This is a genomic window from Pseudescherichia sp. (assembly GCF_031979925.1).
In the GTDB taxonomy this organism is placed as follows: Bacteria; Pseudomonadota; Gammaproteobacteria; order Enterobacterales; family Enterobacteriaceae; genus Pseudescherichia.
Genome location: NZ_DALZFB010000005.1, coordinates 49245 through 75264, shown reverse-complemented (window position 1 = coordinate 75264; position 26020 = coordinate 49245). Strand labels below are relative to the sequence as shown.

Annotated in this window: 26 protein-coding genes and 2 tRNA genes; 4 read left to right on the top strand and 24 right to left on the bottom strand. The window is 52.8% G+C overall.

What is annotated here, in order from left to right:
* Positions 1-11 precede the first annotated feature (11 nt).
* Together rimP and RTM13_RS10630 are read right to left on the bottom strand one after the other, a co-directional pair.
* Positions 12-464: a ribosome maturation factor RimP gene (gene rimP / locus RTM13_RS10635; protein ID WP_312212004.1), complete on the bottom strand. Its 453-nt coding sequence runs from the start codon at positions 462-464 to the stop codon at positions 12-14.
* Positions 465-671: 207 nt separating this feature from the next.
* A tRNA-Met gene (locus tag RTM13_RS10630) sits at positions 672-748 on the bottom strand.
* 353 nt (positions 749-1101) lie between these two features.
* On the opposite strand from RTM13_RS10630, the gene argG reads away from it, so the two are divergent.
* Positions 1102-2448 carry an argininosuccinate synthase gene (gene argG, locus RTM13_RS10625; RefSeq protein WP_312212003.1) on the top strand — a complete coding sequence of 449 codons (1347 nt, stop codon included), beginning with the start codon at positions 1102-1104 and terminating at the stop codon, positions 2446-2448.
* Between the two features lie 133 nt (positions 2449-2581).
* Here the strand turns inward: argG and agp are convergent, their stop codons facing one another.
* Both agp and RTM13_RS10615 read right to left on the bottom strand, forming a co-directional pair.
* The gene (gene agp, locus RTM13_RS10620; RefSeq protein ID WP_312212002.1) at positions 2582-3823 is read right to left on the bottom strand and encodes a bifunctional glucose-1-phosphatase/inositol phosphatase; all 1242 of its coding nucleotides are present in this window, start codon (positions 3821-3823) and stop codon (positions 2582-2584) included.
* An 89-nt stretch (positions 3824-3912) separates the two neighbouring features.
* Positions 3913-4272, bottom strand: coding sequence for a helix-turn-helix domain-containing protein (locus tag RTM13_RS10615; protein ID WP_312212001.1), 360 nt, complete (start codon positions 4270-4272; stop codon positions 3913-3915).
* A gap of 100 nt (positions 4273-4372) precedes the next feature.
* On the opposite strand from RTM13_RS10615, the gene RTM13_RS10610 reads away from it, so the two are divergent.
* Positions 4373-5122, top strand: a complete 750-nt coding sequence (locus RTM13_RS10610) for an SDR family oxidoreductase (protein ID WP_312212000.1) — start codon at positions 4373-4375, stop codon at positions 5120-5122.
* A 25-nt stretch (positions 5123-5147) separates the two neighbouring features.
* On the opposite strand, the gene RTM13_RS10605 is transcribed toward RTM13_RS10610, so the two are convergent.
* The 19 genes from RTM13_RS10605 to rlmE form a co-directional block, all read right to left on the bottom strand.
* The gene (locus RTM13_RS10605) at positions 5148-5807 is read right to left on the bottom strand and encodes a metallophosphoesterase (protein WP_312212214.1); all 660 of its coding nucleotides are present in this window, start codon (positions 5805-5807) and stop codon (positions 5148-5150) included.
* 132 nt (positions 5808-5939) lie between these two features.
* Positions 5940-6026 (bottom strand) — tRNA-Leu (locus RTM13_RS10600).
* Between the two features lie 9 nt (positions 6027-6035).
* Positions 6036-6371, bottom strand: a complete 336-nt coding sequence (gene secG, locus RTM13_RS10595; protein ID WP_312211999.1) for a preprotein translocase subunit SecG — start codon at positions 6369-6371, stop codon at positions 6036-6038.
* A 232-nt stretch (positions 6372-6603) separates the two neighbouring features.
* Entirely contained in the window at positions 6604-7284 is a 681-nt protein-coding gene (locus RTM13_RS10590; RefSeq protein ID WP_312211998.1) for a M23 family metallopeptidase, read from the bottom strand.
* A gap of 71 nt (positions 7285-7355) precedes the next feature.
* Positions 7356-8186, bottom strand: coding sequence for an A24 family peptidase (locus RTM13_RS10585; RefSeq protein WP_312211997.1), 831 nt, complete (start codon positions 8184-8186; stop codon positions 7356-7358).
* Positions 8187-8192: 6 nt separating this feature from the next.
* Positions 8193-9062 (bottom strand): hypothetical protein, encoded by an 870-nt coding sequence (locus RTM13_RS10580; RefSeq protein WP_312211996.1) that lies wholly within the window; start codon positions 9060-9062, stop codon positions 8193-8195.
* Positions 9063-9076: 14 nt separating this feature from the next.
* Positions 9077-10102 carry a type II secretion system F family protein gene (locus RTM13_RS10575; protein ID WP_312211995.1) on the bottom strand — a complete coding sequence of 342 codons (1026 nt, stop codon included), beginning with the start codon at positions 10100-10102 and terminating at the stop codon, positions 9077-9079.
* The gene (locus RTM13_RS10570; protein WP_312211994.1) at positions 10086-11582 is read right to left on the bottom strand and encodes an ATPase, T2SS/T4P/T4SS family; all 1497 of its coding nucleotides are present in this window, start codon (positions 11580-11582) and stop codon (positions 10086-10088) included. The genes RTM13_RS10575 and RTM13_RS10570 overlap by 17 nt, the downstream gene beginning before the upstream one ends.
* 38 nt (positions 11583-11620) lie before the next feature.
* On the bottom strand, positions 11621-12109 hold the full coding sequence (locus RTM13_RS10565) for a hypothetical protein (protein WP_312211993.1): 489 nt from the start codon (positions 12107-12109) through the stop codon (positions 11621-11623).
* A complete protein-coding gene (locus tag RTM13_RS10560; RefSeq protein ID WP_312211992.1) occupies positions 12097-13005 on the bottom strand; it encodes a hypothetical protein in 909 nt (302 codons plus the stop codon). The genes RTM13_RS10565 and RTM13_RS10560 overlap by 13 nt, the downstream gene beginning before the upstream one ends.
* Before the next feature lie 3 nt (positions 13006-13008).
* On the bottom strand, positions 13009-13551 hold the full coding sequence (locus tag RTM13_RS10555; RefSeq protein ID WP_312211991.1) for a pilus assembly protein: 543 nt from the start codon (positions 13549-13551) through the stop codon (positions 13009-13011).
* Positions 13552-13567: 16 nt separating this feature from the next.
* Entirely contained in the window at positions 13568-15022 is a 1455-nt protein-coding gene (locus RTM13_RS10550; RefSeq protein WP_312211990.1) for a type II and III secretion system protein, read from the bottom strand.
* A 15-nt stretch (positions 15023-15037) separates the two neighbouring features.
* Entirely contained in the window at positions 15038-15400 is a 363-nt protein-coding gene (locus RTM13_RS10545) for a TcpQ domain-containing protein (RefSeq protein ID WP_312211989.1), read from the bottom strand.
* Positions 15401-15431: 31 nt separating this feature from the next.
* Positions 15432-17333 (bottom strand): type II secretion system protein, encoded by a 1902-nt coding sequence (locus RTM13_RS10540; protein WP_312211988.1) that lies wholly within the window; start codon positions 17331-17333, stop codon positions 15432-15434.
* 66 nt (positions 17334-17399) lie between these two features.
* Positions 17400-18101, bottom strand: coding sequence for a type IV pilus major pilin (locus RTM13_RS10535; protein ID WP_312211987.1), 702 nt, complete (start codon positions 18099-18101; stop codon positions 17400-17402).
* A gap of 156 nt (positions 18102-18257) precedes the next feature.
* Positions 18258-19595, bottom strand: coding sequence for a phosphoglucosamine mutase (glmM, locus tag RTM13_RS10530; protein WP_312211986.1), 1338 nt, complete (start codon positions 19593-19595; stop codon positions 18258-18260).
* Positions 19588-20436, bottom strand: a complete 849-nt coding sequence (folP, locus tag RTM13_RS10525) for a dihydropteroate synthase (RefSeq protein ID WP_312211985.1) — start codon at positions 20434-20436, stop codon at positions 19588-19590. The genes glmM and folP overlap by 8 nt, the downstream gene beginning before the upstream one ends.
* Before the next feature lie 95 nt (positions 20437-20531).
* The gene (gene ftsH, locus RTM13_RS10520) at positions 20532-22463 is read right to left on the bottom strand and encodes an ATP-dependent zinc metalloprotease FtsH (protein ID WP_312211984.1); all 1932 of its coding nucleotides are present in this window, start codon (positions 22461-22463) and stop codon (positions 20532-20534) included.
* Positions 22464-22565: 102 nt separating this feature from the next.
* Positions 22566-23192 carry a 23S rRNA (uridine(2552)-2'-O)-methyltransferase RlmE gene (gene rlmE / locus RTM13_RS10515; RefSeq protein WP_042390101.1) on the bottom strand — a complete coding sequence of 209 codons (627 nt, stop codon included), beginning with the start codon at positions 23190-23192 and terminating at the stop codon, positions 22566-22568.
* A 125-nt stretch (positions 23193-23317) separates the two neighbouring features.
* Here rlmE and yhbY point away from each other — a divergent pair, with 125 nt between their 5' ends.
* Entirely contained in the window at positions 23318-23611 is a 294-nt protein-coding gene (yhbY, locus tag RTM13_RS10510; RefSeq protein WP_042390674.1) for a ribosome assembly RNA-binding protein YhbY, read from the top strand.
* Between the two features lie 154 nt (positions 23612-23765).
* On the opposite strand, the gene greA is transcribed toward yhbY, so the two are convergent.
* Positions 23766-24242 (bottom strand): transcription elongation factor GreA, encoded by a 477-nt coding sequence (greA, locus tag RTM13_RS10505; RefSeq protein ID WP_042390099.1) that lies wholly within the window; start codon positions 24240-24242, stop codon positions 23766-23768.
* 249 nt (positions 24243-24491) lie between these two features.
* On the opposite strand from greA, the gene dacB reads away from it, so the two are divergent.
* A complete protein-coding gene (gene dacB, locus RTM13_RS10500) occupies positions 24492-25925 on the top strand; it encodes a serine-type D-Ala-D-Ala carboxypeptidase (RefSeq protein WP_312211983.1) in 1434 nt (477 codons plus the stop codon).
* Positions 25926-26020 lie beyond the last annotated feature (95 nt).

Genomic DNA, 26020 nt, shown 5'->3' with positions numbered 1-26020 from the left:
AATCCAGACTGTTAAAAGTGGGGGACCAGGTTCGCTTTCTGAACGTTGCTCAGGGCGAACACTTCATCTTTACCTTCGACCGTAACGGTGATCATCTCGCCATCGACACCTTTGATAATGCCCTGCCATTTGCGACGATTCTGAACCGCCATACGCAGCACCAGCGTGACCTCTTCGCCTAAATAGCGCGTGTAGTGTTCGGCGGTGAACAACGGACGATCAAGACCAGGTGAGGAGACTTCCAGGTTGTAAGCGACGGTAATGGGATCTTCGACGTCCATCACGGCGCTAACCTGATGGCTGACATCAGCACAATCATCAACATTGATGCCATCTTCACTATCAATATAGATGCGCAGCGTAGATGTGCGACCACGGATAAATTCAATACCAACCAGTTCGTAGCCCAGCGCTTCGACCGGTGCGGTAATCATCTCTGTTAATTTTTGCTCTAATGTGGACAAACCCACCCCCAAGACATAAAAAAAGGGCGTAAGCCCAGTTATTCTGTAGTCAGATAACAAAAAACCCCGATAAATCGAGGCTTTAGATAACTGAACCCTATAGCCGTAACAACGGCCTGGAGAACCTTTCGCTACTGTTTTTTTCAAATGCGACGCCGAAGGCACAAGGTCTTCATAGTATATTTGAAAAAGAACACTAAGGGAAAGTGGTTGCGGGGGCCGGATTTGAACCGACGACCTTCGGGTTATGAGCCCGACGAGCTACCAGGCTGCTCCACCCCGCGCCTGAATCGTGGCAAATACTACGCCGATATTGCACTAAATGCAAGTTAAGACAGGTGTAAACACCGGGAACGACTGATTAGACAGACATTATAATCAATTGATTTTATTCATTGCAACAAAAAAACGCGCCCTTCTCATCTGCTTCACTATTATCCATTCATTTTTTTTAATGATTTTGCCATGCAACCCTTCCGGTCTCCGCGAAAAGATGATTAAATGAAAACTCACTTATTTTGCATAATCATGCATTACTGCAGGGTGCCGAAGCGCTTTTTGCGGTAATGTTTAGCCTATCATCATGGCGTGGCTGTTAAGTCTCTCACCATAGGTATAGTTAGCAGGGATTTATTTTATGACGACGATTCTCAAGCATCTTCCGGTTGGACAACGTATTGGCATCGCTTTCTCCGGCGGCCTCGACACCAGCGCAGCCCTGCTGTGGATGCGCCAAAAGGGCGCGGTTCCTTATGCCTACACGGCGAATCTGGGTCAGCCAGATGAGGATGACTATGAGGCTATCCCACGCCGTGCAAAAGAGTACGGTGCGGAAAACGCACGCCTGATCGACTGCCGTAAGCAGCTGGTTGCCGAAGGCATCGCCGCTATTCAGTGCGGTGCGTTTCATAACACCACCGGCGGGCTGACCTATTTCAACACCACGCCGCTGGGCCGTGCCGTAACCGGTACCATGCTGGTTGCCGCCATGAAAGAGGATGGCGTAAACATCTGGGGCGACGGCAGCACCTATAAGGGCAACGATATTGAACGCTTCTACCGCTACGGCCTGCTGACCAACGCCGAGCTGAAGATCTATAAGCCGTGGCTCGATACCGACTTTATCGACGAGCTGGGCGGTCGCCAGGAGATGTCCGAATTTATGATCGCCTGCGGCTTTGACTACAAAATGTCGGTAGAGAAAGCCTACTCCACCGACTCCAACATGCTGGGCGCGACCCATGAAGCGAAGGATCTTGAGTTCCTCAACTCCAGCGTGAAGATCGTTAACCCGATCATGGGCGTCAAGTTCTGGGATGAGAGCGTGAAGATCCCGGCGGAAGAGGTGACCATCCGCTTCGAGCGTGGCTATCCGGTAGCGCTGAACGGCAAAACCTTCTCTGACGACGTTGAGCTGATGCTGGAAGCTAACCGCATCGGTGGCCGTCACGGCCTGGGCATGAGCGATCAAATTGAGAACCGTATTATCGAAGCGAAGAGCCGTGGCATCTATGAAGCACCGGGGATGGCGCTGCTGCACATCGCCTACGAGCGTCTGCTGACCGGTATTCACAACGAAGATACCATTGAGCAGTATCACTCTCATGGTCGCCAGCTCGGCAAACTGCTCTATCAGGGCCGCTGGTTCGATCCGCAGGCGCTGATGCTGCGTGATGCCCTGCAGCGCTGGGTGGCGAGCGCCATCACCGGCGAAGTGACCCTGGAGCTGCGTCGTGGCAACGACTACTCCATCCTGAATACGGTCTCTGATAACCTGACCTACAAGGCAGAGCGTCTGACCATGGAGAAAGGCGACTCTGTCTTCTCTCCGGACGATCGTATCGGTCAGCTGACCATGCGTAACCTGGACATCACTGACACCCGCGAGAAGCTGTTCAACTATGTGGAGACGGGCCTGCTCTCCTCTTCGGCCAGCACCGGCCTGCCGCAGATGGATAGCCTTGAGCACACCGACAAGCAGTAATATCGGGTTTAAACACTAAGGGCGCATAAGCGCCCTTTTTTATTAGCAGGGCAAATTACGGTTAGCAAAGCGTGTTTGTAGGCCCGGTTAGCGTAGCGCCACCGGGCGAAAAAGCAGTGTGGTCGTACAGGCCCTACTTCGCCGCGTCGTTCAGTACCGCATTGAATTTATCCAGCGGGCAGAAACCGTTCGCGTCTACCGGACAGCCCTTCAGCTCCAGCGTTACGCGCTGCGCCGGTGCCTGCAGAGTCAGCACGTCCGCATTGCGCAGCTGCTCTGCGCTCTGATACACATACTCAATCTTCATCAGGTCGCGGCTGGCGCTCTGGTCGTGCCAGCGCTGGAAGACGATTTTTCCGCCGATTGGCGTACGCTCATACTGGTCATGCAGCTGGTAGGGTTTGAAATCCAGCGCCGTCAGCAGCGAGGCGATATTGGAGTCATGCCCCACCAGCAGCGTGACTTTCGGCGCGCTGGCCTGGTCCGTCACCAGCGCCTTATCGATATACTTCACCAGCGGTTTGGCCACGTTCTGCGCCACCGCCGTGGAGGTGAAGAGCGAATCCTGGTAGCCGTTTTTCAGCTTCGACAGCACACGCCACTGCTGGTCGGTTTTGATCTCACCCCAGGCGACCTGATCCATCGGGAAGCCTTCGTAATACTGTAGAGTGAAGGCATCCACCAGCGAGTTGCCGACCTTTAGCGGCCCGGAGACGCCCGGCTCTTTCTCATACCCGGCGCTGAAGGTATCTTTCGGGTCGGTCAGGGAGCAGACCTGCTTCTCTTTACAGGAGGGGGAGTTGTCATAGTTTGTTATCTGCGCCAACAGCTTATAGCTTTCATCCAGCTGCATCGCCTGACGTTCGGTCTGCATTGCCTGCACCGCCCTGTCGCGAAACGCCGTATCCTTATCGGTGATAACCGGGTTGAAGGTGGGATCCATTGTGCCCATCGCTTCCTGATGGTGAACCGGCACGTCGCAGCCGGGGAACGCGCCGGTGATAAAGAACTGCGCGGTGGCTACGGTGCGTTGCAGGCTGTTGGCGTAGGCATAAACGGCGTCAGGCGTCGGGCATTCCCCTGACTTCACCAGTCCCTGCTCCGCCAGCCATTCACGCATATAGTGCCCCATATAGACTTCGAGCACACCGCCTTTAGTGGTGAGCTGTCCGCCCGGCACATCCCACTCGGGCCATTTGTTCGGCGTTGACTGTTGCAGCACGCTACCGTTATCTGCCAGCGGCGCGCGCAAATTATGGCGGCTCATGATCAACACCTGCTGTAGCTGATAGCCCTCCGGCGTCGTTTGCGCCTGCGCCCCTGCGGTCAGCGTTAATGCTCCGGCCAGCGCAGCTGCGAGTAGTGCTCTTTTCATCCCTAACTCCTCACCTTTGTCATCGTCGCGCTAAGTGTGACAGATTGATGACAAATTTCCCGGAGCCGTTTCGCAAAGTGGGCAAGCAGCTAATGCTTAAGCTGTTGACCGTATTCACGCATCCAGTCGGCCAGCGGCGCGAGAGCATTTTGCAGAGTGAGGCCAAGGGCGGTGATTTGATACTCCACGCGGGGCGGAATTTCAGGGTAGACGGTACGCGTGACGAGTCCGCGCTGTTCGAACAGCCGCAGCTGTTTAGTCAGCTCTTTTTGCGTGATGGGCGCGGCGGCCCGCAGCAGATCGCCAAATCGCACCGGCTCGTTGATGACGATCAGACGATAGATAATCGGGATGGCCCACTTCCCGGAGATCAACCCGATAAAGCTGGTCATCGGGCAGGGCTCGTGCTGACAATTTTTTTCTTCTGCGCAACTGAATAATTCCGCCATTGCACACCTCTCGCCTCTTTAGTATCCATTTGGTACCTGGTTTCTTTTAGATACTAACGTTTCTATAGTGCTTTCTCCACTCTTCAATCAGGAGAAGCAAATGGGTCGTTTAGCAGATAAATATACGCTGATTACCGGCGGTACAACGGGCATTGGCCTGGCGACGGCACAGGAATTTATCGCCGAAGGGGCGCACGTAGCGGTGACGGGCCGTAACCCTGAGACGCTCGCCGACGCGAAGCGCATTCTGGGAGATAACGCCTGGGTGATCCCCACCGACGCAGGCGATATCGCCGCGCAAAAGCAGCTTGCCGGGACGATTGCCACCCGCTGGCCGCGTCTGGATGCGGTCTTCATCAACGCGGGGGATGTCACCCACGGTGAGATTGAGACATGGGACGAGGCCAAATGGGATCGCCTGATGGGGATTAACCTTAAAGGGCCTTTCTTTCTTATTCAGGCCCTGCTGCCGCTGTTGAATAATCCCTCTTCGGTAATCCTCTGTGGCTCAGTCAGCGCGCGCATCGGTCTGCCTACCAGCAGCGTCTACGCCGCCAGCAAGGCCGGTCTGCTTTCGCTGGCACGCACGCTGTCGGCCGAGCTGTTGCCGCGCGGCATTCGCGTCAACGGCCTGAGTCCCGGCCCGGTAGAGACTCCGGCGCTGAACAAGCTTGGCCTTGACGAAGAGGCGCTGCGGGCTATGCAGGAGGAGATTATCAAGCTGGTGCCGCTCGGACGGATGGGTACGGTGCGGGAGCTGGCGAAGGCCGCGCTCTATCTCGCGTCGGATGACTCAAGCTATACGGTGGGCACCGATCTGCTGGTCGATGGCGGCGTGGGCAGCCTGTAACGGCCTGCGGATCCTGTTTAAAGGCTTACCCGGTCTGGATCTGCATCAGGGTTAAATTGCCGCTCATTACCGCGCCGGTATCAATGTAGTACTGATTGGCAAAGCGTTGCGCCTTACGCAGTGGCGTGTGGCCGAAGATAAAGAGATCTGCGCCGTGGATCTCTTTCACCCTGCCCGCCAGAGAGGCCGCAAGCCGATCCCGATTCCAGAGAAGCTGATCCTCCTCTACCGGCTTACCGTAAACGTAGCTATCGTCAGGGTAATCGGCATGACAAACGATCACTTTTTTACCCTGCGTGGTAACTTCAATGACCAGCGGCAGCGCAGCGATATGTGGCAACAACGCTCTGGCCTGCTGCTCCTGCTCTTCATCCAGATTGAAAAACCAGCTGCCGCCGTTCATCATCCAGTGGCTGGCGCTGCCGTTATGAAGCAGGCAGTTCAACATCATCTGCTCGTGGTTGCCGCGCACCGCCCGGCACCAGGGGCAGGTCACCAGCGTCATGCACTCCACGTTCTCGACGCCGCGGTCGGTGAGATCGCCTACGGAAATCAGCAGATCCTGCGAGGTATCAAAGCCAACGAAGCTAAGTTTATTCAACAGCAGGCTGTAGCAGCCGTGAAGGTCGCCGGTAACCCAGATATTGCGCCATGTCGCACCGTTGAGCCGCTGCCAGGTCATGATACTTACCGTAAAGGAGAGGTTGCTGTTTTTAAGCAGTATAGCCGGGAGAGAATAAGAGAAAGAGAGCGCCGCCGTTTTCATGACGTACAGACGAAAAAAAAGAGATCTTGCGATCTCTTTTTTCTGGAATATTGGTACCGAGGATGGGACTCGAACCCACAAGCCCGTTAGGGCACTACCACCTCAAGGTAGCGTGTCTACCAATTCCACCACCTCGGTACGGAATACTTACTGTGGGATATCGCTGGTCGGCTTGTTAGCCGGCGCTGCGGGTTGAGTCTGCTCAGATTTCGCTGGCGCACTCAGGTTTTCCCACTCGCTCCCTTTGTTGGTTTTGTTGCTGTTAATGTTACCCAGCACCAGGCTGATAATGAAGAACAGGGTTGCCAATACAGCCGTCATACGGGTCATGAAGTTACCAGAACCACTTGAACCGAACAGCGTACCGGAAGCGCCTGCACCAAAGGAGGCTCCCATATCAGCGCCTTTACCTTGCTGCAGCATGATCAGACCTACAAGGCCAATCGCCACAATAAGGAAAACTACTAAAAGAGCTTCGTACATAATCAACCTGTTCCTTGCGGAGTTGCCGCATAACATAAGCTTCAAACCCTGAATGGGTTTCAAACCAAAAGCGGGAGTTAATGTTATTTCCCACTTGAGCGGGTGTGAATACTAACCAAAGCGGATGCCCTGCGCAAGGGCAATTTCGCTGCATTGTATCAACTGCGGAAAAAAAGAGCAAAAGCCGCATTCTAAGGCTATCTGCTGTACTAAATGCGCATAAAACAGTCGCTTAACGATACCCGCTTTTGGCGTTCACCTTCACTAATTTGTACTTATCGTACTTGTGTACAATTCGCCAGACGTCATCCCCCTGCTCAACCGGCTCCTTCAGGCTGTAAAAAGTTGTTTTGTTACCTATCCGCACGCCAACCTGTAGCGTATCCCCTTCCCCGCTGATTAGCGTAATAGTCGGTGTCATGTCTATGTCGGGTATTACCGCTGGCTTTTCGGCCGTCGCTGACGCTATCGGGCTGCCTGGCGAAGCGGCTAACATACTCACAGGATCGATAGCCTGGTGGTTGTGGCTCAACTCCAGATGCAGATGCGGGCCGGTAGCCCGCCCCGTTGCGCCCGACAGCGCAATAACCGTCCCCTGCTTAAGCTGCTCACCTTTATGCACTTGAATTTTGCTGAGATGAAGATAGCGGCTACGCCAGCCGTCGGCATGATCAATGGTGATAAAAAAACCTGTGAGCGGCCCATAACCGGTCTCTGCAACCCTGCCGTCGGCTATCGCCCCCACCTCGCTGCCTGGCGGTGCGCGAAGATCCACCCCTTCATGGTTAAGAAAGGTATGCTCAAGCGGATGAAAGCGCATGCCAAACGGTGAGGTGACGCGAAGCGATCCGGAGAGCGGCCAGCTAAACAGAGGGGCCGGCTGCAGGGAGGCCAGAGCGACAGCCTTTTGCAAAGGGAGAGTTGCATAGCTCAACGGAGAAAAGAGGCTTACCAGAAGAAAAAGTAAAAACGAGAGTATCGGCATTAGCGGAGCACCTCCATGTGCAGAATCAGCAGTGCGGTAACCGCGATAGCAGGTCCGAACGGCATATAGGGATCGGTTGCGGATAGACGACGAAAACGCAGCAGGCCGCGGAAGATAAATGCAAGCACACCCAGCACTGCCGATCCCACTATCAGTTCGGCAATATGGTCTAGCCCAACCCAGGCCGCACAGGCGGCATAGAGCTTAACGTCGCCGCTGCCCATCCCCTCCCGCTTGCAAAACCAGATATACCCTTGCGCAATGAGCCAGGTGAAACACCAGATAAGGATGGCCCCCATCACGCTATCCCGTGGTGATACCGGAATGATATTCAGCACCGAGGCGGAAAGCCCAAGCCAAAGTAAGGGGTAAACCAGGCAATCCGGCAGCAGAAACGTATTGATATCAATAATGGCGAGCGTATAAACCAGGCAAAAAAAGCAGGCCAGAAAGAGGATCTGCATAAGGGTAAAATGCGGGAAATAGCCAGCGACCAGAGCAAAGAAAACGGCACCGGTAAGTATCTCGCTAAGCGGATAGATAACCGGAATAGCGCCTTTGCAGTATCGGCAACGGCCTCTCAGCAGCAACCAGCTAAACAGAGGAATGTTATCCCACGGCATGACAGCATGCTGGCAGCGTGGACAGTGCGATGGCGGCCAGCACAGATTGACAGCAGGAAACGCGCTTTGCGCAGCCTCATCTGCCGCGCTGCGCATCAGCATAATGGGCAAGCGATAGATCACAACGTTAAGAAAGCTGCCGATTAATAACCCCAGGCCCAGCGCAAGCCACGGATACCACGCTGTTACTATCTCTTCAATACGCATTGGGGATTAACGCTTAATGGAGCAACGAGAGATATACGCTTTAACCGTCCTGATATCTGCCGACGAAAAACGTGAGGATCGCGGTGCCTGAGTGTAAGAAACAACCTCAGCTCGTGGCTCTACGCCGCTGGGGTTAGAAGCCGCGTGTTTATTGCCGTTAAGCGTGACGGTCAGGCTGGCAAAATCGATCATATTGATATTTTCAGGCAAGTAAGCTGGGCCAACATCGCGATGCGGCTGAGAGGTGATAACCGGCGTGGCCACACCACGGTAACGCAAGCTGCCCACCATATCCCCGGCGACGGTTTCGCGGAGGTTACGTGCGTACTGAATTAACAGCGGCCGCGTATAGTCGTCATTGACGTTATGACCGCCCTGGGCATCCTTGTTAAAGACCTCTATCGTCAATAAACGAAGGTTGCGGGAGGGTATCCAGACTATGGCATCGCTACTGGAACGTCCGGGGTTTAGCTCACCGGAGACCGAATAGATATGGCTGTTCCTGTAGTCTGCGTCTCTGGCGATAGCATTATACTGCGACAACTTGCCCATGTGTCCCGGCTTTGACCAGTAATCTGCCTCATAGCAGGTCGTATCCAGGCACTTTATCTGGCTGCTGTCGTTGGTATAGATAACGGGTGCCGTAGCCGGTGTAGGTAATACAGGAAACACCTCCTCTTTTTCATTTAACACATAAATAATGTTATAGAGAAAAGCGGCTTTTCCTGCTTCGTTCGCTTTTAAGACAATGGGAAAAGATCGTGACAAATAGTCACAGCGTGGGGGGGCAAAATGATATCCCGCAATGGCACTGCCCGCTGCACCTATCGAAATCAGGCTCGTCACAAGCAATATATTTTTTAAATTATGTAACATGTCTCTTCCTTGAATTACCCAGTGGCTTTAGATAGCGTATCCATGAGTGCAAAGAGCCCGAGAAAGACCCATACGACGCAGCCGCCTAACGTCAGCGTTGCCATGTTTTTTAAGAAGGCAGCGAGCTTTTTAATGTACTCATGTATACGCTCACGGGAGCGTTCGGATACCGAAAGCAGCACCTCATTAAACGAGGGCAGATCGGCATAGAGGCTGATATTAAGCAGCTCTTCTGCACCCAGCAGTCCTGAATCCAGCGCTTTGCCGTAGTTCATCCCCTGCGCCATTTTTCCCAGCATGACGTCAAGATGCCAGGTTAGCCAGCGGTTAGCATTAGACTGGACAATAACAATGGCATCGGTCAATGGAATATTATTACTCAACATCAGCGACAGGTTATTTAAGAAGACCGATGAAGTTAACTGCCGATAAGTTGAAAACGGTAATATTTTATCGAGAGCCCTATTTCGTAGCGTACCGCTAAGATTTGCCATGGCAAACCTTGCCAGCAAAACACAACAGACAAAGCCGATTAGGATCTTTAACCATAGCCCCTGATAGAGCGCTATCCCGAAGTGATAGAGGCTCTGGGTAATGCCCGGCCACTTATCGACAGAAAGAACCGAGGCAAACGCCGGAAAGACCTTCTCCGCATAGCCGGCAATCACCACTAGCGACAGCGCAATCATAATTAGCGGAAACGTCAGGGCACTGATGATTTTCTTACGCAGATCATCGTTATATTTGATGATTGAGACAAGGGTAAAAAAGCCCTCCGCCAGGCTGCCACTTTTTTCCGCAGCGGTAATTAAGCTCAGCTCGGTAGTCGGTACCGCACCGGTAAAGACGGCAGACACGGACGTTTCCTGCTTCATCTGGGTAATCAATAGCAGCAGCTTCTGACTAAATCCTTTACCCAACAGCGTCTGACCCTCGGTCTGCAATTTATTAAGTGAGTCATAGAGCGGTAGTCCGGCTTTGATCATATCGCCGCAGAACTGATAGATGTAGATGCGCTGTTTTTTACTGAACTTTTTCAACGATGAGCTCCAGATCGTTAGGGGATATCGTGCCAAACTCCATGGCAAACCAGCGGGCATCCACCTGACCCTGTAATACCTTTGCCATCACCTTTTCCCGAATCTCAAAGCCTTCGGCCAGGCCATTAGCCGTATAGCGCTTTTTGCGCCAGAGCGTGTAAACCTGTAGCCATGCCTGGTCAGCGATAGCGGCTAACTCCTCATAGCCGGGAATAAAGTACTCCATCGCAATCTGCCGTCCTTTAATACCGCTCTGCTTGCACTCGCTACATCCCCCTGCATCGGCAGTATAGAGCGTGAATTTTTTGCCAGCGATGACCTGTGGTCCGCACTCTTTTTTACAGTTGTCGCACAGCATCGGGATAAGTTTTTGACACTGCAAACCAGCAATAAAACCCGGCGTGGAGAGCTTATCGCTACCGATGCCCAGCGCCGACATGCGCTGTAGCAGCGAGACAATGCTGCCGGCATGAACGGTGGTGAAGCAGTAGTGACCGCTCTCTACCGCTCCGGCCAGGGCGTTGGCCGAAACGCTGTCGCGGATCTCCCCTACCATCAGGACGTCAGGATCGCGGCGCAGCGCCGATTTTATCGCAGCGTGAAAACCACCATCTTCGCCGCTAACGACCGAGCTCTGTTTCGCACCGTAGATTTGGTACTCCACAGGATCCTCAACCGTCAGGAAGCAGCCTCGGTCCTCATAGCGGTTGATCTGCAGCCACTCCATGAGGTTTTTCAGGGTGGTTGATTTGCCTGAGCCGGTGGTGCCAGCAATCACATATGCGCCATAGGGGTTACTAAGGATCTTCTTCAGGTCGTCAATTTCACTGGGCGAAACGCCAATTTTATCCAGCGACCCCAGCCCCTCTTTTTGTAGCCCCGAGGGAATAATACGCAGCACCGCGTGATAGCAGTCCGGTGACTCGCCAAAGATGGGAAAATGAGCGTAGCGAAACCGGTAGGATTTGCCCTCCAGGTTATAGAGAATGTTGGCGTTCTGGGGAATGGCTCGGTTCCAGGTCGTATCACGGGTAGTCGCCTCTACGTTATACAGCACGAAGACCATCTCATCGCACTGGGCAGCTTTCACCTGCATAAAGGGGGTCAGCACGCCGTTAACACGCGCTTCGAAGACGGCTAATACATCGTTACGCGTGATATGCAGATCGCTGGCTCCCATATTGACCACGCGCTGAAGAACTTTTCCCAGCCGTCGCTGGGTATCAGTGATATCGATAGCGCTTTGCGCAGCGGTCATCTGTTTCAGCGAGATAAACTCAATGACCTTGTAGTATTGCTCCTCCGTCACCTGCGCCAGGCCGGATACTGAACGCTTGTGCAGAGTTCCCAGACGCGCTATCTGGATTTGGTATTCAAAGAGTCTGTCGATATCTACCGCGTTGATCAGGAGATACTCCTTACCCGCATGCGCAGCAGTAATGCCGATACCGTCAAACTCATGGAAATCCCACCCTCCCATTAAGAGTTCCTCGGGAGCGATGCGCACATAGTCTAAACTCACCGGCCCGTTTCCCTGATAGCCAGGCCTGATGTCTTATCTCTTACTAACTGATACTGACGACCATCGAGCGTGAAGTGCTCACCGGGGCTTACGTAGCGCAGAGCGCTACCGTCAGCGTTGCTTACCGCAATACGTGACAGGCCACCAATGTTGGACTCTAACAATATATGAGGCGAGATATTGTTGGACTGCGTAGCGCCGATCTCCGCAGGAATTGACACCGGCTGCGCCATTAGGGGCATTTTGTCTTCACCACGAAGCTTACGGATCTCGCTTTTCATCCTTTCAAGTTCAAGCTCGTTGGCGACGTCGCGCTTTTTGGCCTCCCAGGCATAATCCTCCTCCACCATTTTCTGAATATGCTGCTGCATTGCGCTCTCTGGAACCGGTGGCGCAGGTGGCAGATCGGTTGTCGGTGCAGCCTGAGCGATCGCTGAACCCAGCAAAAACAGACCTGCTGTTAAACGCATTTTTACGCTTTGCATATTAATCCTCCGGAAATTTTGATGCCTTTATCAGTGGACTCTATTTTTTTAATTAAAAAAGCATCACGCCAGGCCTGTTTATAGAGCGCAAGCTGGGCCTTAATTTCGGGCGCGCCCGCAGAAAAACGATCGCTACCGTTATCGATCTGCATTTCCCAGTTTGCGCTCATCAAGCCGCGAAAGGGTAAATGACCTGCCAGCGCCGCCTCTTTATCTTTTACCGCCGAAGCCGGGTAGCTTTTGAAAAGAATGATGCCGTCGCGCTGTGCCTTATTACCTTTCTCTATATTGAACAGCGAGTTATAGGTATTAACGTAGGCTATCATTTCACTGCAGCTGTGCAGACTTAACGCCTGTTTCCTGCTCCATTGGATAAACAGCTTATTTTCTGTAACGGGCAGCGCCAGCTTGCTATATTCAAAGTCGTTTGCTGGAGTTCGCTCCTTTTCTCGCCTAACCGGTACGGAAGCCGAGTACGCCTTGCCAAAAAAATTAATGACGGGCAGGGTCAGGATAGTGCCCGGCTCAATTTTAAAACCTACTGCACAGAACCTGGTATCACAGATAAAACGTCTATTTTTAATGGCAACGCCCAGTGCTGACAGGGTTAACGTATTCTGACGAATTTCCCCCAGAACGTTAATAGCCTGAAGAATATCTGTACCCGCAAGGGATTTCTTATAAAAGGAAGCAATAGCGGCCAGATCGGTCTGCCGTTTACGTAACGCCTGCTGCTGCGCAGCGCGTTTTTCATCAGCAGGGACTTTTAGCCCATAGTACCACCATGCAAACGTGCCAATAGTAATGATAAACAGGCTGGCAACGATCGCAGCGGTAGCAATGACCGGCGCATTATACCCTCTCTTCACTTTCCAGAAATAAATCTTCTCCAGCATAGATTATCCGTTTATATATAAATGAAGTATGATTCCTATCAGAGCGAGTAAAATAGCGCCCGCGCATGTACTAATAGTCATAATAAATCGCCGCCTCCGCTTAAGAGACAGCTGATGCATGCGGCACCGTTCAGTAACCGCCTCGAGCTGTACAGGGGTGAGAGGCGTAAACTCAAGATGCTCATAGACACCCAGATGCGTTATCAATTCATCAAAGAGGCTGCGAGCCATAAAGCAGTCCGTGCCGCTCACTATCCGTCCGCTCTTAATAATTAATAGATAGGTCACATCATTACTTTCATGTGAAAAATAAATTCCATCGCCAAACAAATTTTTGATATAGAGAGCAAAAGGTTCATACGCGGTAGATACTCTGCTGCAGTAACCCACTGCGGTCTTGCCTTCATCGTCGCGGTAGATAAGCTTTCGGTTTGCTTTGACCATGCCACGAAAAGACGCCTGAGTCGGCAGGCCAAGATAAGACATATCTTCAGCCTCCCACAGCAGTCCGGTCAGGATATTCTCTTTGAGCAATGCATCTCTCATCGGCTACCTCTCTTCATTAACGAGAGGTAATTGGCTGACGGTAGTAGTCAATGCCAATAACCATCACCACCGTAGCTGAAGCATCATCACTATTGTCATTTACCCCCAGCACCTGATACTCAAGTCCGCCGTTTTCATCTTTGATGTCATACTTGGCTACCATCAGCAGATCGCCAGGCATAATGATCGACGAGTTAAAGGACTCGGTAGTGCTAACAGAAGGCAGCTGCACGTCGTCATACTCTTCAATGCCTTCCAGGTAGCGTTTGGTGAAGCCATTCACTACTTCTATACGGCCGTCAGAAAGTACGCGGGGCGTGATAATAAAGCTAGTACCGGTTACGACGGTGGCGGTCTCAACGTCGACGTTCTCTTCACCGTTATCATCAACCGTGCGCGTCCGGCTGGAGACGTAGTTTTTTGAGCGGGTCATATTCAGCGGCACCGGCATATTGTTGCGGGTAATAAACGAACCACTTTGCAGAGAGCGACTGCCGGTGAGCTTGTAGAGTGCATCCAGCCCGCTGTTAATATCAACGTTGCTGTTTTTCCAGCCGACAGAGACCCCGCTAGTCAGGGAGTCCAGCATGGATGAAGTGATCTTCATTGAGCTTGTTCCATCATCAAAGGTGAATCCAAGCCCCGCCTCCAGCTGTTTCACCTTCGATTTATCAAGCGTGAAAATCTTATAGGTCACGATAAACTGACGGCTGTTATCCGCTTTATATTTATCTAACGCCTTACTCAACGCCTCATACTCGGATGGCCGGGAGTTAACCATCAGAATAGAGGTATCTTTAAAGAGGTTATAGTTCCCGGAGGTGACATAGTTTTTCGCCATATCCTCGACGTCATCCCAGAAGGAGGACTCAAACTTGGTCTCCGTTTTACCGGTTAATCCACCGTTTGACGTCGCCTCATTACCGGAGAGGTCGAGGGTTGTCTCCGACTTGTTGTTCTCACCGTAGAAGTCCAGCTTAATAACGTAGGTTTCATACACGTTTATTTTTAATACGTTATTGCCGTCAAGTTTAGGGCTGACGTCATACAGCGAGGCGATATAGCGCATAAACTCCTCAAATGTGCCGTCAAACTTTACGCTATGAGGCTTATCCCAGCCGTTATCCTCCTCGCTCGGCTTGGTATCGCCCATGGCTTTATCATTAATGCGATAGCTGATACCGGTCTGGGCGGCAACCGCGTCCAAAATAATGGACAGGGTAGCTGGCTCATAGGACGAGATTTTAACGTGCTTGCTTAACAGCTTCTGCTGCTCAACGCTGTACTCAACCTTCTGCCCTAAGAAAGCGCTGTCATATTTGATATAGGGCTTGGCTTTAGATGCCTCCATAGAAGTTGTATCTGAAAAGGTTTTTTTAACATCTTCGTTGGCATCAAATTTTTTTTCGAAATCGCTGACGCAGCCCTGTGCCAATAGGGCCAGCAGCAGTGCTCCTGCTTTAATTCTCATGATATTTCCGTATGATTACATTTCGTCGATGACAATAACGCGGTTTTTTTCGTACTTCTTCACCACTAGCCCATAGTTTTCAGAAAAGAAAAGCTCACCCAGGGCCTGTAAAATATCGTCATCGGTTTTACCCGCCAGCGTAATGTCGTTATAGACCAGATAATCCTTTTTGCTGTTCCAGAAAAGCTTGTAGCCGTTGGCGGAAACCCAATCCTTTACTCCCTGGCTTAAGAGTTCATTCTCCTGAATAACCATCGGGCTGATTACCGTAGATACAGGATCATGAAATGGGTTTTTCGCTTGCTGTGCCGCCCAGGTATTTAGGGACATACAGGCCGTAAAAAGCAGCGCCCCCAATACATAGTTTACATAACGCATATCTATTCCTTTAAAACGTATCCTGATTATATTATTGGTACTGATATGAATCTAAGAGGTCCGCTGGCGTACCCGGCTGGGGTATCGTGCTGCACCAGCGGCTAATGGTATAGGAGACAGATCCAGGCTCGGCAACGTTAACGCCCTCCCCGGTATCGCCATCAAACATGGCAAGGGTTGCACCGATAATCCATATGTACTTTGAATTAACATAGATGGCATGGTCTCCCCGGTTACGCCCCGGACTCCCTCCCCCTTTTTCGGTGAGATCCTGCTTGGCAAATTCAGTCTGAATTGAGATGCCTCCCAGCTGGCCTACTGAGTTATAAGGAGACAGCTTATTGCGGTTATTTGCAGGATCGTTGTATAAGTTAGTTGCCTGAGCTGCACGATAGGCAGACACAGAAGAAATAGCGACGCTTAAGCGGGGATACAGCCTACGTAATACCTTAACCGTACGCGGCTTGCCATTATTCAGAAGTGCTTCACCACTACTATCACGCAGAGTAATTTCCTGCTCCACCTGCGGGCAAGTTTGCACTGGGTAACGCACGTTACCTGAATCGTTATTATTATTCTGGGCAGCTTGGCTGTCATCATAAAAGGGACGATCGTCATCAGATCGTTCTACTGGGCCGCCATTCATACCACCATGGGAAATATAATCAACGATCGCAGGCGTCACCAGCTCAAATGCATCATAGGTGTAAGGCACATAGAGGTAAAGGTTATAATCCATCCCGTTGTTCATTTCAGCTGCTTCAAGATCGTTCATATAATAATCACCAATAAACGATTGTGAATTACTGTCCTTATACTGATAAAATGCAGGGTTGCCCGCCGAGTCCAACACTAAATTGCCGCCGTAGCTGCGCTGAAACAGATAGACCTTACGCGCCGTATTCTCCATCACCACGTTTGTCTGCAGCGTGCCGAGCTTTTGATCGCCATTATTGTTGCTGGCATCTTTCATATTCAGCGCGAGTACCGTATTTTCACCATGCGTGCCCGTGCCGCTGCGCTGCTCATAACACATCTCTATCTGGCTATCTTCCGAGTTCCAGCACATATCTCCGCCACCACCGCTGGCGGCAATATCGCTGTCGTTATCATTCAGATCAAAGGTAAAGCGCACGCCAAACTCACCGGAGGTATAGCTGTTCAAGCTGCCTATGCTGCTCGCCACGGCACCAAATTCAACGGGCGTTTTGCCATCGTTATTTTTGGTTACCAGCTGCCAGTCAGCGCTGGAGGAGTCACGATGCACTATCCAGGCGTGCGAGGGCACATTGCCCGCATCGGAAAACGCCTGCGCCAGAGCGGGCTGGAAACGGGCAAATGCTAACAGGTCGTCCCGGGTGTCAGCGCTAAACTCAACGATAGCATCAATCTGGTTAATGCTGCCCGACTGGCTTTCCAGCTCGCTACCGCGAAAGCCGACTCGCTCAATATGTGCAGCGTTATTCTTAGCCGCACCGCTCATCCAGCAGGGAAGGTACTCCTTTTCAAAGGCATACTCTGATTTCAACGTCTCCTTGCAGCTGCTGCTGATAAAGCGATAGCGCTGTTGCTGGCTGGCATCGCTGCCGTCGCCCCATAGGTAATATTCGCTTTTATCTCCGGTATCAACATCATTAATGTCGTTGCTTAAGCGCACCTGATAATTGGCATCCGGCGTCTCGGTATTATAGAGCGGGTTGGGCACCTCTTCGACCGTATTTGACTCTTCGCTTTTTACGACAACGTCACGATCTCTGACAAAATTAATAACGCCCTTCATCTCCTGTACTAATGCTGCAGAAATAGTGTGCTGAGAGGAGCGATCGGCTTGTTTACGTACATAACGGGTGTACATAGTCAGTAGGCCACCGGCAATGGCCATGACGATGATAATCTCAAGCAATGAAAACCCGCTCTCCCTGCGCTTAATCATTAAAAGCTCCACGTTCCGGCGACAGCAATATCCGCCCGAAAGCGGATATTGGTTGTTATTTACTAATTATTTACTGCCAAAGACGATGCCGTTATTAGCACCACCAATATTACAGGTAGCCTCATCGACAATATCGGTGCTGGTAATATCTTCAGCAACGGACAGAGATTTCAGTACGGTACCCGCTTTTTTATCGGCATCCAATTCGGTTCCGTTAAGCTCTGTCGATTCATCTTCACCTGCAGGCGCAGAGATGATGCCAACGTAATCCCATTGGTTACCCATTTGCGAAAGTAGATTTCGACATGTCTGCTGGTCAAGGCCACTCACCAGAACCACGAACCCTTTATGCACGGTGCTTTCAGAATCCACCAGCGCCTGACCAATCTGGAAAGCATCGCCTGAAATACCGTTAAAGGACTCAGAGGGAGAGATCTTACCGAGTTTATTAAGCGTAACGATAGGCGCAAGATCGTCCGACGTCGCGATCTCTGATTTTGTCAGCGTAACGGCTTCTGTTGTAGCCGGAGGATATTCACCTTCATCCTTAAACGCTTCGGTCATGGATGTACGAATACTGTTGGTATTATTCTGGATATCTGAGATATCCTGAGCGGTAAATGCGCGCTGCGCTAATACCACGACGCCAGCGGCAATAACGCCAATAATACCCAGCACGATAATGATTTCAAGTAGCGTCACGCCTCGCTGTTTTATTAGGCGATTATGAGATTTTTCCTCAGGTAAATTAAACGCTGTCCTTTCCATAACATTCCTTACTTACATTAATTGAATTAATTGAATTAATGCAGCCAATTGCATTAGGTTATATTTTAATCCTGCAATTTTAAGTTATTAAGGAAGGGTTAAGAAGAGCATTATTATTTGGCACCACTCCAATTATGGAGCGGTGCCAGTTCAAAATTAGGCTTGTTTTACCGCGTCGGCAATGCGATGAGCGAACTCGGTGACCTGAGCTTCGTTCTCGCCCTCTACCATCACACGAATCAGCGGCTCGGTCCCGGATTTACGCAGCAGGACGCGTCCACGGCTGCCCAGCGCCGCTTCAACCTCTGCCGTCACCGATTTAACGGTTTCGTTTTCCAGCGGGTCGCCTTTTCCGGCGGTAAAGCGCACGTTGACCAGGATCTGCGGGAAGAGCTTCATGCCGCTGCAGAGATCGTGCAGGGTCATGTTGTTACGCACCATAGCGGCAACCACCTGCAGACCGGCAACAATGCCGTCGCCAGTGGTGGTTTTGTCCAGCAGGATGATGTGCCCGGAGTTTTCCGCGCCAATGCGCCAGCCCTTCTCCTGCAGCTTCTCCAACACGTAGCGGTCGCCAACCTTAGCCCGGGCGAAAGGAATACCCAGCTGCTTCAGCGCCAGCTCCAGCCCCATGTTGCTCATCAGCGTGCCGACCGCACCGCCGCGCAGCTGACCCTGACGCAGGCCTTCGCGAGCGATAATGTAGAGGATCTGATCCCCGTCGACCTTGTTGCCTTCGTGGTCAACCATGATGACGCGGTCGCCGTCGCCGTCAAAGGCGATACCGAGATCGGCCTTGTCGGCAAGCACGCGAGCCTGTAGCGCACGCACGTCAGTGGCACCCACCTCTTCGTTGATATTCACGCCGTTCGGCTCGCAGCCGAGGGTGATAACATCCGCACCCAGCTCGCGGAAGACGCTAGGGGCGATGTGGTAGGTTGCGCCATGAGCACAGTCGACGACGATTTTCAGCCCCTTCAGGCTAAGCTCGTTCGGGAAGGTGCCTTTACAGAACTCGATATAACGTCCAGCGGCGTCTACGATGCGGCTGGCTTTACCCAACAGCGCAGAGTCAACGCAGCTGATCTCCTTCTCCAGCTCGGCTTCAATGGCCTCTTCCACCTCGTCCGGCAGCTTGGTGCCGTCGGTTGAGAAGAATTTTATACCATTGTCGTAGAACGGGTTATGGGAAGCAGAGATGACGATCCCCGCTTCGGCGCGGAATGCGCGGGTCAGGTAGGCCACCGCCGGCGTCGGCATCGGCCCGGTGAAGGAGGCAGAGATACCGGCAGCGGCCAGGCCTGCTTCCAGCGCCGACTCCAGCATGTAGCCAGAGATACGCGTATCTTTACCGATAATGATTTTGCGCGAGCCATGACGCGCCAGTACTTTACCTGCTGCCCAGCCCAGCTTAAGAACGAAATCAGGCGTGATAGGCGCATCGCCGACGCGCCCACGAATACCATCTGTACCAAAATATTTGCGACTACTCATAGCGTTTGTTTTCCTTCGCTGATAGCGTGGCCTCGACCACCCGCATGGCTTCTGTTGTCTCTTTCACGTCATGAACGCGAATTATGTGCGCTCCCTGCATGGCCGCTATCGTTGCGCACGCCAGGCTGCCGCTCAGGCGCTCTGATGGGCCAACGTTCAGCAGCTGGCCAATCATCGATTTACGGGACATGCCGACCAGTAACGGCAGACCAAAATGGTGAAATTCTGCCAGGCGAGCCAGAAGCGCATAGTTATGAGAGAGATTCTTACCGAAACCGAAGCCGGGGTCGAGTACCAATTTATCCTTTGTAATGCCTGCTTTCTCACACCTTTCAATCTGTTCGTGGAAATAACGGTTAACGTCGGCAAAGACATCGGTATATTTTGGCGCGTCCTGCATGGTCTTTGGATCGCCCTGCATATGCATCAGGCAGACCGGCAGACCCGTTTCCGCCGCCGCTTCCAGCGCGCCCGGCTCGCTCAGGGAGCGGATATCGTTAATCAGATGCGCACCCACGCGGGCAATCTCCCGAATAACCTCCGGCTTAGAGGTATCCACTGAGATCCAGACCTCAAAACGCTGCGCCAGCGCTTCCACAACCGGTACGACGCGGGAGAGCTCCTCATCGACGCTCACTTCGGCCGCGCCCGGCCGGGTTGACTCGCCGCCGACGTCGATGATGGTCGCCCCGGCGTTGATCATCAGGTTGGCATGTTTAACCGCGTCGATCAGCGTATGGTGTGCGCCGCCGTCAGAAAAGGAGTCCGGGGTAACGTTGAGTATTCCCATCACGTGCGGGTGTGAGAGATCGAGCGTGGTTCCCTGAGCGAAGAGTTTCATAGAGCATCCCTTGTACTGTGTGGGTGGTAGATAAGAAAAAACCCCGGAGCACGCCCCGGGGTTTTAAATATTGCTAATGCAGGTGCCGCAAGGGCTTATTTGTCACCAAACCGTTCTGACATGGTGTTGCCCGGGTTCGGCGTACGCGGTTCATCGACCGGACGCGGCGCACGCGGCGTACCATTACTGTCAGAGCTGTTTGAGCCAGGATCTTCCCAGCCCGCTGGCGGACGCACATCGCGACGGGCCATCAGGTCATCAATCTGCGGTGCATCGATGGTCTCATACTTCATGAGCGCATCTTTCATTGAATGCAGGATGTCCATGTTATCGTTCAGGATCTGACGAGCGCGGTTGTAGTTACGCTCAATCAGCGATTTCACTTCCTGGTCGATAATACGTGCCGTTTCATCGGACATGTGTTTCGCTTTCGCCACGCTGCGGCCCAGGAACACTTCGCCCTCTTCCTCTGCATAGAGCAGCGGACCGAGTTTGTCGGAGAAGCCCCACTGGGTCACCATGTTACGCGCCAGGTTGGTCGCAACTTTGATGTCGTTCGACGCTCCGGTAGAAACATGCTCAACGCCGTAGATGATCTCTTCTGCCAGACGACCGCCGTACAGGGTCGAAATCTGGCTCTCCAGCTTCTGACGGCTGGCGCTAATCGCGTCGCCCTCAGGCAGGAAGAAGGTCACACCCAGCGCACGGCCGCGCGGAATAATCGTCACTTTGTGGACCGGATCGTGTTCCGGCACCAGGCGACCGATAATCGCGTGGCCCGCTTCGTGATAAGCGGTAGACTCTTTCTGTGCTTCAGTCATCACCATGGAGCGACGTTCCGCACCCATCATGATCTTATCTTTCGCTTTCTCAAACTCAACCATCGAGACAACGCGCTTGTTGCCACGGGCAGCAAACAGGGCCGCTTCGTTGACCAGGTTAGCGAGATCCGCACCGGAGAAGCCTGGGGTACCGCGGGCAATGATTGCCGCATCGATATCCGGCGACAGCGGTACGCGACGCATATGCACTTTCAGGATCTGCTCACGGCCACGCACGTCCGGCAGACCAACCACAACCTGACGGTCAAAACGGCCTGGACGCAGCAGCGCCGGGTCAAGCACGTCCGGACGGTTAGTCGCGGCGATAACGATAATGCCTTCGTTGCCTTCAAAGCCGTCCATCTCAACCAGCATCTGGTTCAGGGTCTGCTCACGCTCATCGTGACCACCGCCCAGGCCTGCGCCACGCTGGCGGCCAACGGCGTCGATCTCATCGATAAAGATGATGCACGGTGCGGCTTTCTTGGCCTGTTCGAACATGTCACGCACACGGGATGCACCGACACCCACGAACATCTCCACGAAGTCAGAACCGGAAATAGTGAAGAAAGGAACTTTTGCTTCGCCAGCAATCGCTTTTGCCAGCAGCGTTTTACCGGTACCCGGCGGTCCCACCATCAAGACGCCTTTCGGGATCTTACCACCCAGTTTCTGGAAGCGGCTCGGCTCACGCAGGTACTCAACCAGCTCACCCACCTCTTCTTTGGCTTCGTCGCAGCCTGCAACATCAGCAAAGGTGGTCTTGATCTGGTCTTCGGTCAGCATACGCGCCTTGCTCTTACCGAACGACATGGCACCTTTGCCACCGCCGCCCTGCATCTGGCGCATAAAGAATATCCAGACGCCGATTAACAGCAGCATCGGGAACCACGAAATGAAGATAGAAGCCAGCAGGCTCGGCTCTTCCGGCGGCTCGCCAACCACTTTGACGTTTTTCGTCAGCAGGTTATCAAGCAGTTTCGGATCGTTGACCGGGATGTAAGTCGTGTAACGGTTACTATCTTTCTTGGTAACGTTGATCTCACGTCCGTTGATACGCGCTTCGCGAACCTGGTCCTGATTGACCTCTTGCAGGAAGGTAGAGTAATCCACCTTACGGCCACTCGACTCGCTGGGCCCAAAGCTCTGGAATACTGACATCAGCACAACGGCAATGACCAGCCAGAGTATTAGGTTTTTCGCCATGTCACTCAAGGGATTAACCTCATATTACAACTGTGTTAAAAACAGCGTCAGGATACTCTGTATCCCGTCTCATTCAAACCTGGGTTTGATATCAACGGTTTATCATTTTCGCCCGGTCGCTACAATGTACACTTCGCGTGAACGTGCACGCGAAGAGTCAGGTTTACGCACTTTTACCTTCGTAAACAGAGAGCGAATTTCTCTTAGGTACTCATCGAAACCTTCGCCCTGAAACACCTTCACTACAAAATTTCCGCCCGGTGCGAGAACGTCGCGGCACATCTGCAGCGCCAACTCCACCAGGTACATGGCGCGGGGAATATCCACCGCCGGTGTTCCGCTCATGTTGGGGGCCATGTCAGACATGACCACCTGAACTTTTTCGTCGCCAACGCGTTCCAACAGCGCCTTTACGACTAATTCATCACGAAAATCGCCCTGAAGGAAGTCGACACCAACGATGGGATCCATAGGAAGAAGATCGCATGCGATGATTCGCCCCTTGCCGCCAATCTGCGTGACCACATACTGTGACCAGCCGCCCGGCGCTGCTCCCAGGTCGACAACCGTCATGCCTGGCTTAAAAAGTTTGTCACTTTGCTGTATTTCATCAAGTTTAAACCAGGCGCGGGAACGTAACCCTTTTTTCTGCGCCTGCTGCACATATTTATCGCTAAAGTGTTCCTGAAGCCAGCGGCTTGAACTGGCAGAACGCTTTTTACCTGTCATCTCTATATCCAAGTTGTTCATCGTGAGTAGCAGGCTATCAACTATCAGCACAGCCGATTTGGCGATACACTGGAGATGGCGGTAGAATGAACCGTTTTCAATCCCAACGTAAGCAAAAATATACGATGAATCTGAGTACTAAACAAAAACAGCACCTTAAAGGTCTGGCACATCCGCTCAAGCCGGTAGTTATGCTTGGCAACAATGGTTTGACCGAAGGGGTACTGGCCGAGATTGAACAAGCGCTAGAGCACCATGAGCTAATCAAGGTCAAGATCGCTACCGAAGACCGCGAAACTAAGACGCTGATCGTGGAAGCGATTGTTCGTGAAACCGGCGCCTCTAACGTACAGGTCATCGGTAAAACGCTGGTGCTGTACCGCCCATCGAAGGAGCGTAAAATTTCGCTGCCACGCTAAGAATATCCTGGATAGAACACAAAATCTGTGTAAAACGAGGGGTTTTCCGCAAGCTGACAAGCAAAATGCCACGCTCTTGACGTTGTTAAAAGGCCGCTATGCGGCCTTTTTCTTATCTTTACATTACGTCAACATATTACAGGTTGGCGCGTAATTAAAGATATTCTACCTTAAGGATCTCATACTCCACTTCGCCACCCGGCGTGCGAATGACGACCACATCGTCCTGCTCTTTGCCGACCAGACCACGGGCAATCGGCGAGTTTACCGAGATCAGATTCTGCTTAAAATCCGCCTCGTCATCACCCACGATACGGTAGGTCTGCTCTTCGTCGTTATCGAGGTTCAGCACGGTAACGGTCGAGCCAAAAATCACGCGGCCATTATTAGGCATTTTTGTGATGTCGATCACCTGCGCATTAGAGAGCTTGGCTTCAATGTCTTTGATACGCCCTTCGCAGAACCCCTGCTGCTCGCGGGCAGCATGGTACTCAGCATTCTCTTTCAGGTCGCCATGCTCGCGGGCATCGGCAATCGCAGCGATGATTTCAGGACGACGCACGGACTTCAGGAAATCCAGCTCTTCGCGTAATTTTTCAGCACCACGTAAGGTCATCGGAATAGCTTGCATTGTTATACCTCTTAAACATTCCTGTAGGGAGCGGTGGCCCCGCCCCGGTCGCTTTACCCCCCGCATACCGCGCAAAGGAGGGGGAGACAAAAGCAAAAGAAAACCGACCCGGAGACAAGGCTCCAGGTCAGCAGCAATTTTTCAATTTGATACGCATTTTACCCGGAAGTTCCTTATGGGTCATCGTTTACTTTCCGGTGCGATGCACCGTAGTATGACGGCCTGTTTCCAGGTTTCTAGCGCGAGATTATGCGATTTTCCAGATATGTCATCGGATTGACCACCAGTATAGCGTTGAATGTGCAGGCTGCGAATGTTGATGAGTACATTAACCAGCTGCCTGCTGGCGCAAACCTCGCCCTGATGGTGCAGAAGGTTGGTGCCCAGGCTCCCGATATTGATTACCACAGCCAGCAGATGGCCCTGCCTGCCAGTACCCAAAAAGTGATCACCGGGCTGGCCGCCCTGTTGCAGCTCGGCCCAGATTTCCGTTTTACCACCACGCTTGAGAGTAAAGGTAACGTTGCGAACGGGGTGCTAAAAGGGGATTTGGTGGCGCGATTTGGCGGCGATCCGACGCTAAAACGTCAGGATATCCGCAATATGGTCGCGGTACTCAAAAAGTCCGGCGTGCAGCAGATCGATGGCAATGTGCTGATCGACACCTCGGTTTTTGCCAGCCACGATAAAGCTCCCGGCTGGCCGTGGAATGACATGACCCAGTGCTTCAGCGCCCCACCCGCCGCCGCGATTATCGATCGCAACTGCTTCTCGGTATCGCTCTACAGCGCCCAGAAGGCTAACGATCTGGCGTTTATCCGCATCGCCTCCTACTACCCCGTCACCATGTTCAGCCAGGTGCGTACGCTGGCCAAAGGCTCCCCTGATGCCCAGTACTGCGAGCTGGACGTCGTCCCTGGCGACCTCAACCGCTTTACGCTGACCGGCTGCCTGACCCAGCGCGCCGACCCGTTGCCGCTGGCCTTTGCCATCCAGGACGGAGCGAGCTACGCCGGGGCGGTGCTGAAAGATGAGCTTAAGCAGGCCGGGATTACCTACAGCGGCACGCTGCTGCGCCAGACGCTGGTTAACGAGCCGGGAACGGTGATTGCCAGCAAGCAGTCCGCGCCGCTGCACGATCTCTTAAAGATCATGCTGAAAAAGTCGGACAACATGATCGCTGATACCGTGTTTCGCACCATCGGCCATGCGCGCTTTGGCGTGCCGGGCACGTGGCGTGCGGGGGCGGATGCCGTACGGCAGATCCTACGTCAGCAGGCGGGAGTCGATCTGGGTAACAGCATTGTGGTGGATGGCTCCGGCCTGTCGCGCCATAACCTGATCTCTCCGGCTACCATGATGCAGGTGCTGCAGTATATCGCCCAGCATGACACCGAGCTGAACTTCATCTCAATGCTGCCGCTGGCGGGCTATGACGGCTCGTTACAGTATCGTGCCGGTCTGCATGCGGCAGGGGTCGACGGCAAGGTGTCGGCGAAGACAGGCTCCCTGCAAGGGGTGTATAACCTGGCGGGCTTTATTACCACTGCCAGCGGCCAGCGCATGGCCTTTGTGCAGTATCTCTCCGGCTATGCGGTAGAGCCTGCCGACCAGCGTAACCGCCGCATCCCGCTGGTGCGCTTCGAGAGTCGACTGTACAAAGACGTTTATCAGAATAATTAGCCAAAACGCCCGGCGGCGCTCTGCTTGCCGGGCCTACACGTTTCCTCAGCCCCATGTATACAAAAACCCCGGCTTATGGCCGGGGTTTTTACTGG

Coding starts and splice junctions, on each gene's coding strand:
- argG (WP_312212003.1), top strand. CDS start 1,102: ATGACGACGATTCTCAAGCATCTTCCGGTTGGACAACGTATTGGCATC.
- agp (WP_312212002.1), bottom strand. CDS start 3,823: ATGAAAAGAGCACTACTCGCAGCTGCGCTGGCCGGAGCATTAACGCTG.
- RTM13_RS10615 (WP_312212001.1), bottom strand. CDS start 4,272: ATGGCGGAATTATTCAGTTGCGCAGAAGAAAAAAATTGTCAGCACGAG.
- RTM13_RS10610 (WP_312212000.1), top strand. CDS start 4,373: ATGGGTCGTTTAGCAGATAAATATACGCTGATTACCGGCGGTACAACG.
- secG (WP_312211999.1), bottom strand. CDS start 6,371: ATGTACGAAGCTCTTTTAGTAGTTTTCCTTATTGTGGCGATTGGCCTT.
- RTM13_RS10585 (WP_312211997.1), bottom strand. CDS start 8,186: ATGCGTATTGAAGAGATAGTAACAGCGTGGTATCCGTGGCTTGCGCTG.
- RTM13_RS10580 (WP_312211996.1), bottom strand. CDS start 9,062: ATGTTACATAATTTAAAAAATATATTGCTTGTGACGAGCCTGATTTCG.
- RTM13_RS10570 (WP_312211994.1), bottom strand. CDS start 11,582: ATGGGAGGGTGGGATTTCCATGAGTTTGACGGTATCGGCATTACTGCT.
- RTM13_RS10565 (WP_312211993.1), bottom strand. CDS start 12,109: ATGCAAAGCGTAAAAATGCGTTTAACAGCAGGTCTGTTTTTGCTGGGT.
- RTM13_RS10560 (WP_312211992.1), bottom strand. CDS start 13,005: ATGCTGGAGAAGATTTATTTCTGGAAAGTGAAGAGAGGGTATAATGCG.
- RTM13_RS10555 (WP_312211991.1), bottom strand. CDS start 13,551: ATGAGAGATGCATTGCTCAAAGAGAATATCCTGACCGGACTGCTGTGG.
- RTM13_RS10550 (WP_312211990.1), bottom strand. CDS start 15,022: ATGAGAATTAAAGCAGGAGCACTGCTGCTGGCCCTATTGGCACAGGGC.
- RTM13_RS10545 (WP_312211989.1), bottom strand. CDS start 15,400: ATGCGTTATGTAAACTATGTATTGGGGGCGCTGCTTTTTACGGCCTGT.
- RTM13_RS10540 (WP_312211988.1), bottom strand. CDS start 17,333: ATGATTAAGCGCAGGGAGAGCGGGTTTTCATTGCTTGAGATTATCATC.
- RTM13_RS10535 (WP_312211987.1), bottom strand. CDS start 18,101: ATGGAAAGGACAGCGTTTAATTTACCTGAGGAAAAATCTCATAATCGC.
- glmM (WP_312211986.1), bottom strand. CDS start 19,595: ATGAGTAGTCGCAAATATTTTGGTACAGATGGTATTCGTGGGCGCGTC.
- folP (WP_312211985.1), bottom strand. CDS start 20,436: ATGAAACTCTTCGCTCAGGGAACCACGCTCGATCTCTCACACCCGCAC.
- ftsH (WP_312211984.1), bottom strand. CDS start 22,463: ATGGCGAAAAACCTAATACTCTGGCTGGTCATTGCCGTTGTGCTGATG.
- rlmE (WP_042390101.1), bottom strand. CDS start 23,192: ATGACAGGTAAAAAGCGTTCTGCCAGTTCAAGCCGCTGGCTTCAGGAA.
- yhbY (WP_042390674.1), top strand. CDS start 23,318: ATGAATCTGAGTACTAAACAAAAACAGCACCTTAAAGGTCTGGCACAT.
- greA (WP_042390099.1), bottom strand. CDS start 24,242: ATGCAAGCTATTCCGATGACCTTACGTGGTGCTGAAAAATTACGCGAA.
- dacB (WP_312211983.1), top strand. CDS start 24,492: ATGCGATTTTCCAGATATGTCATCGGATTGACCACCAGTATAGCGTTG.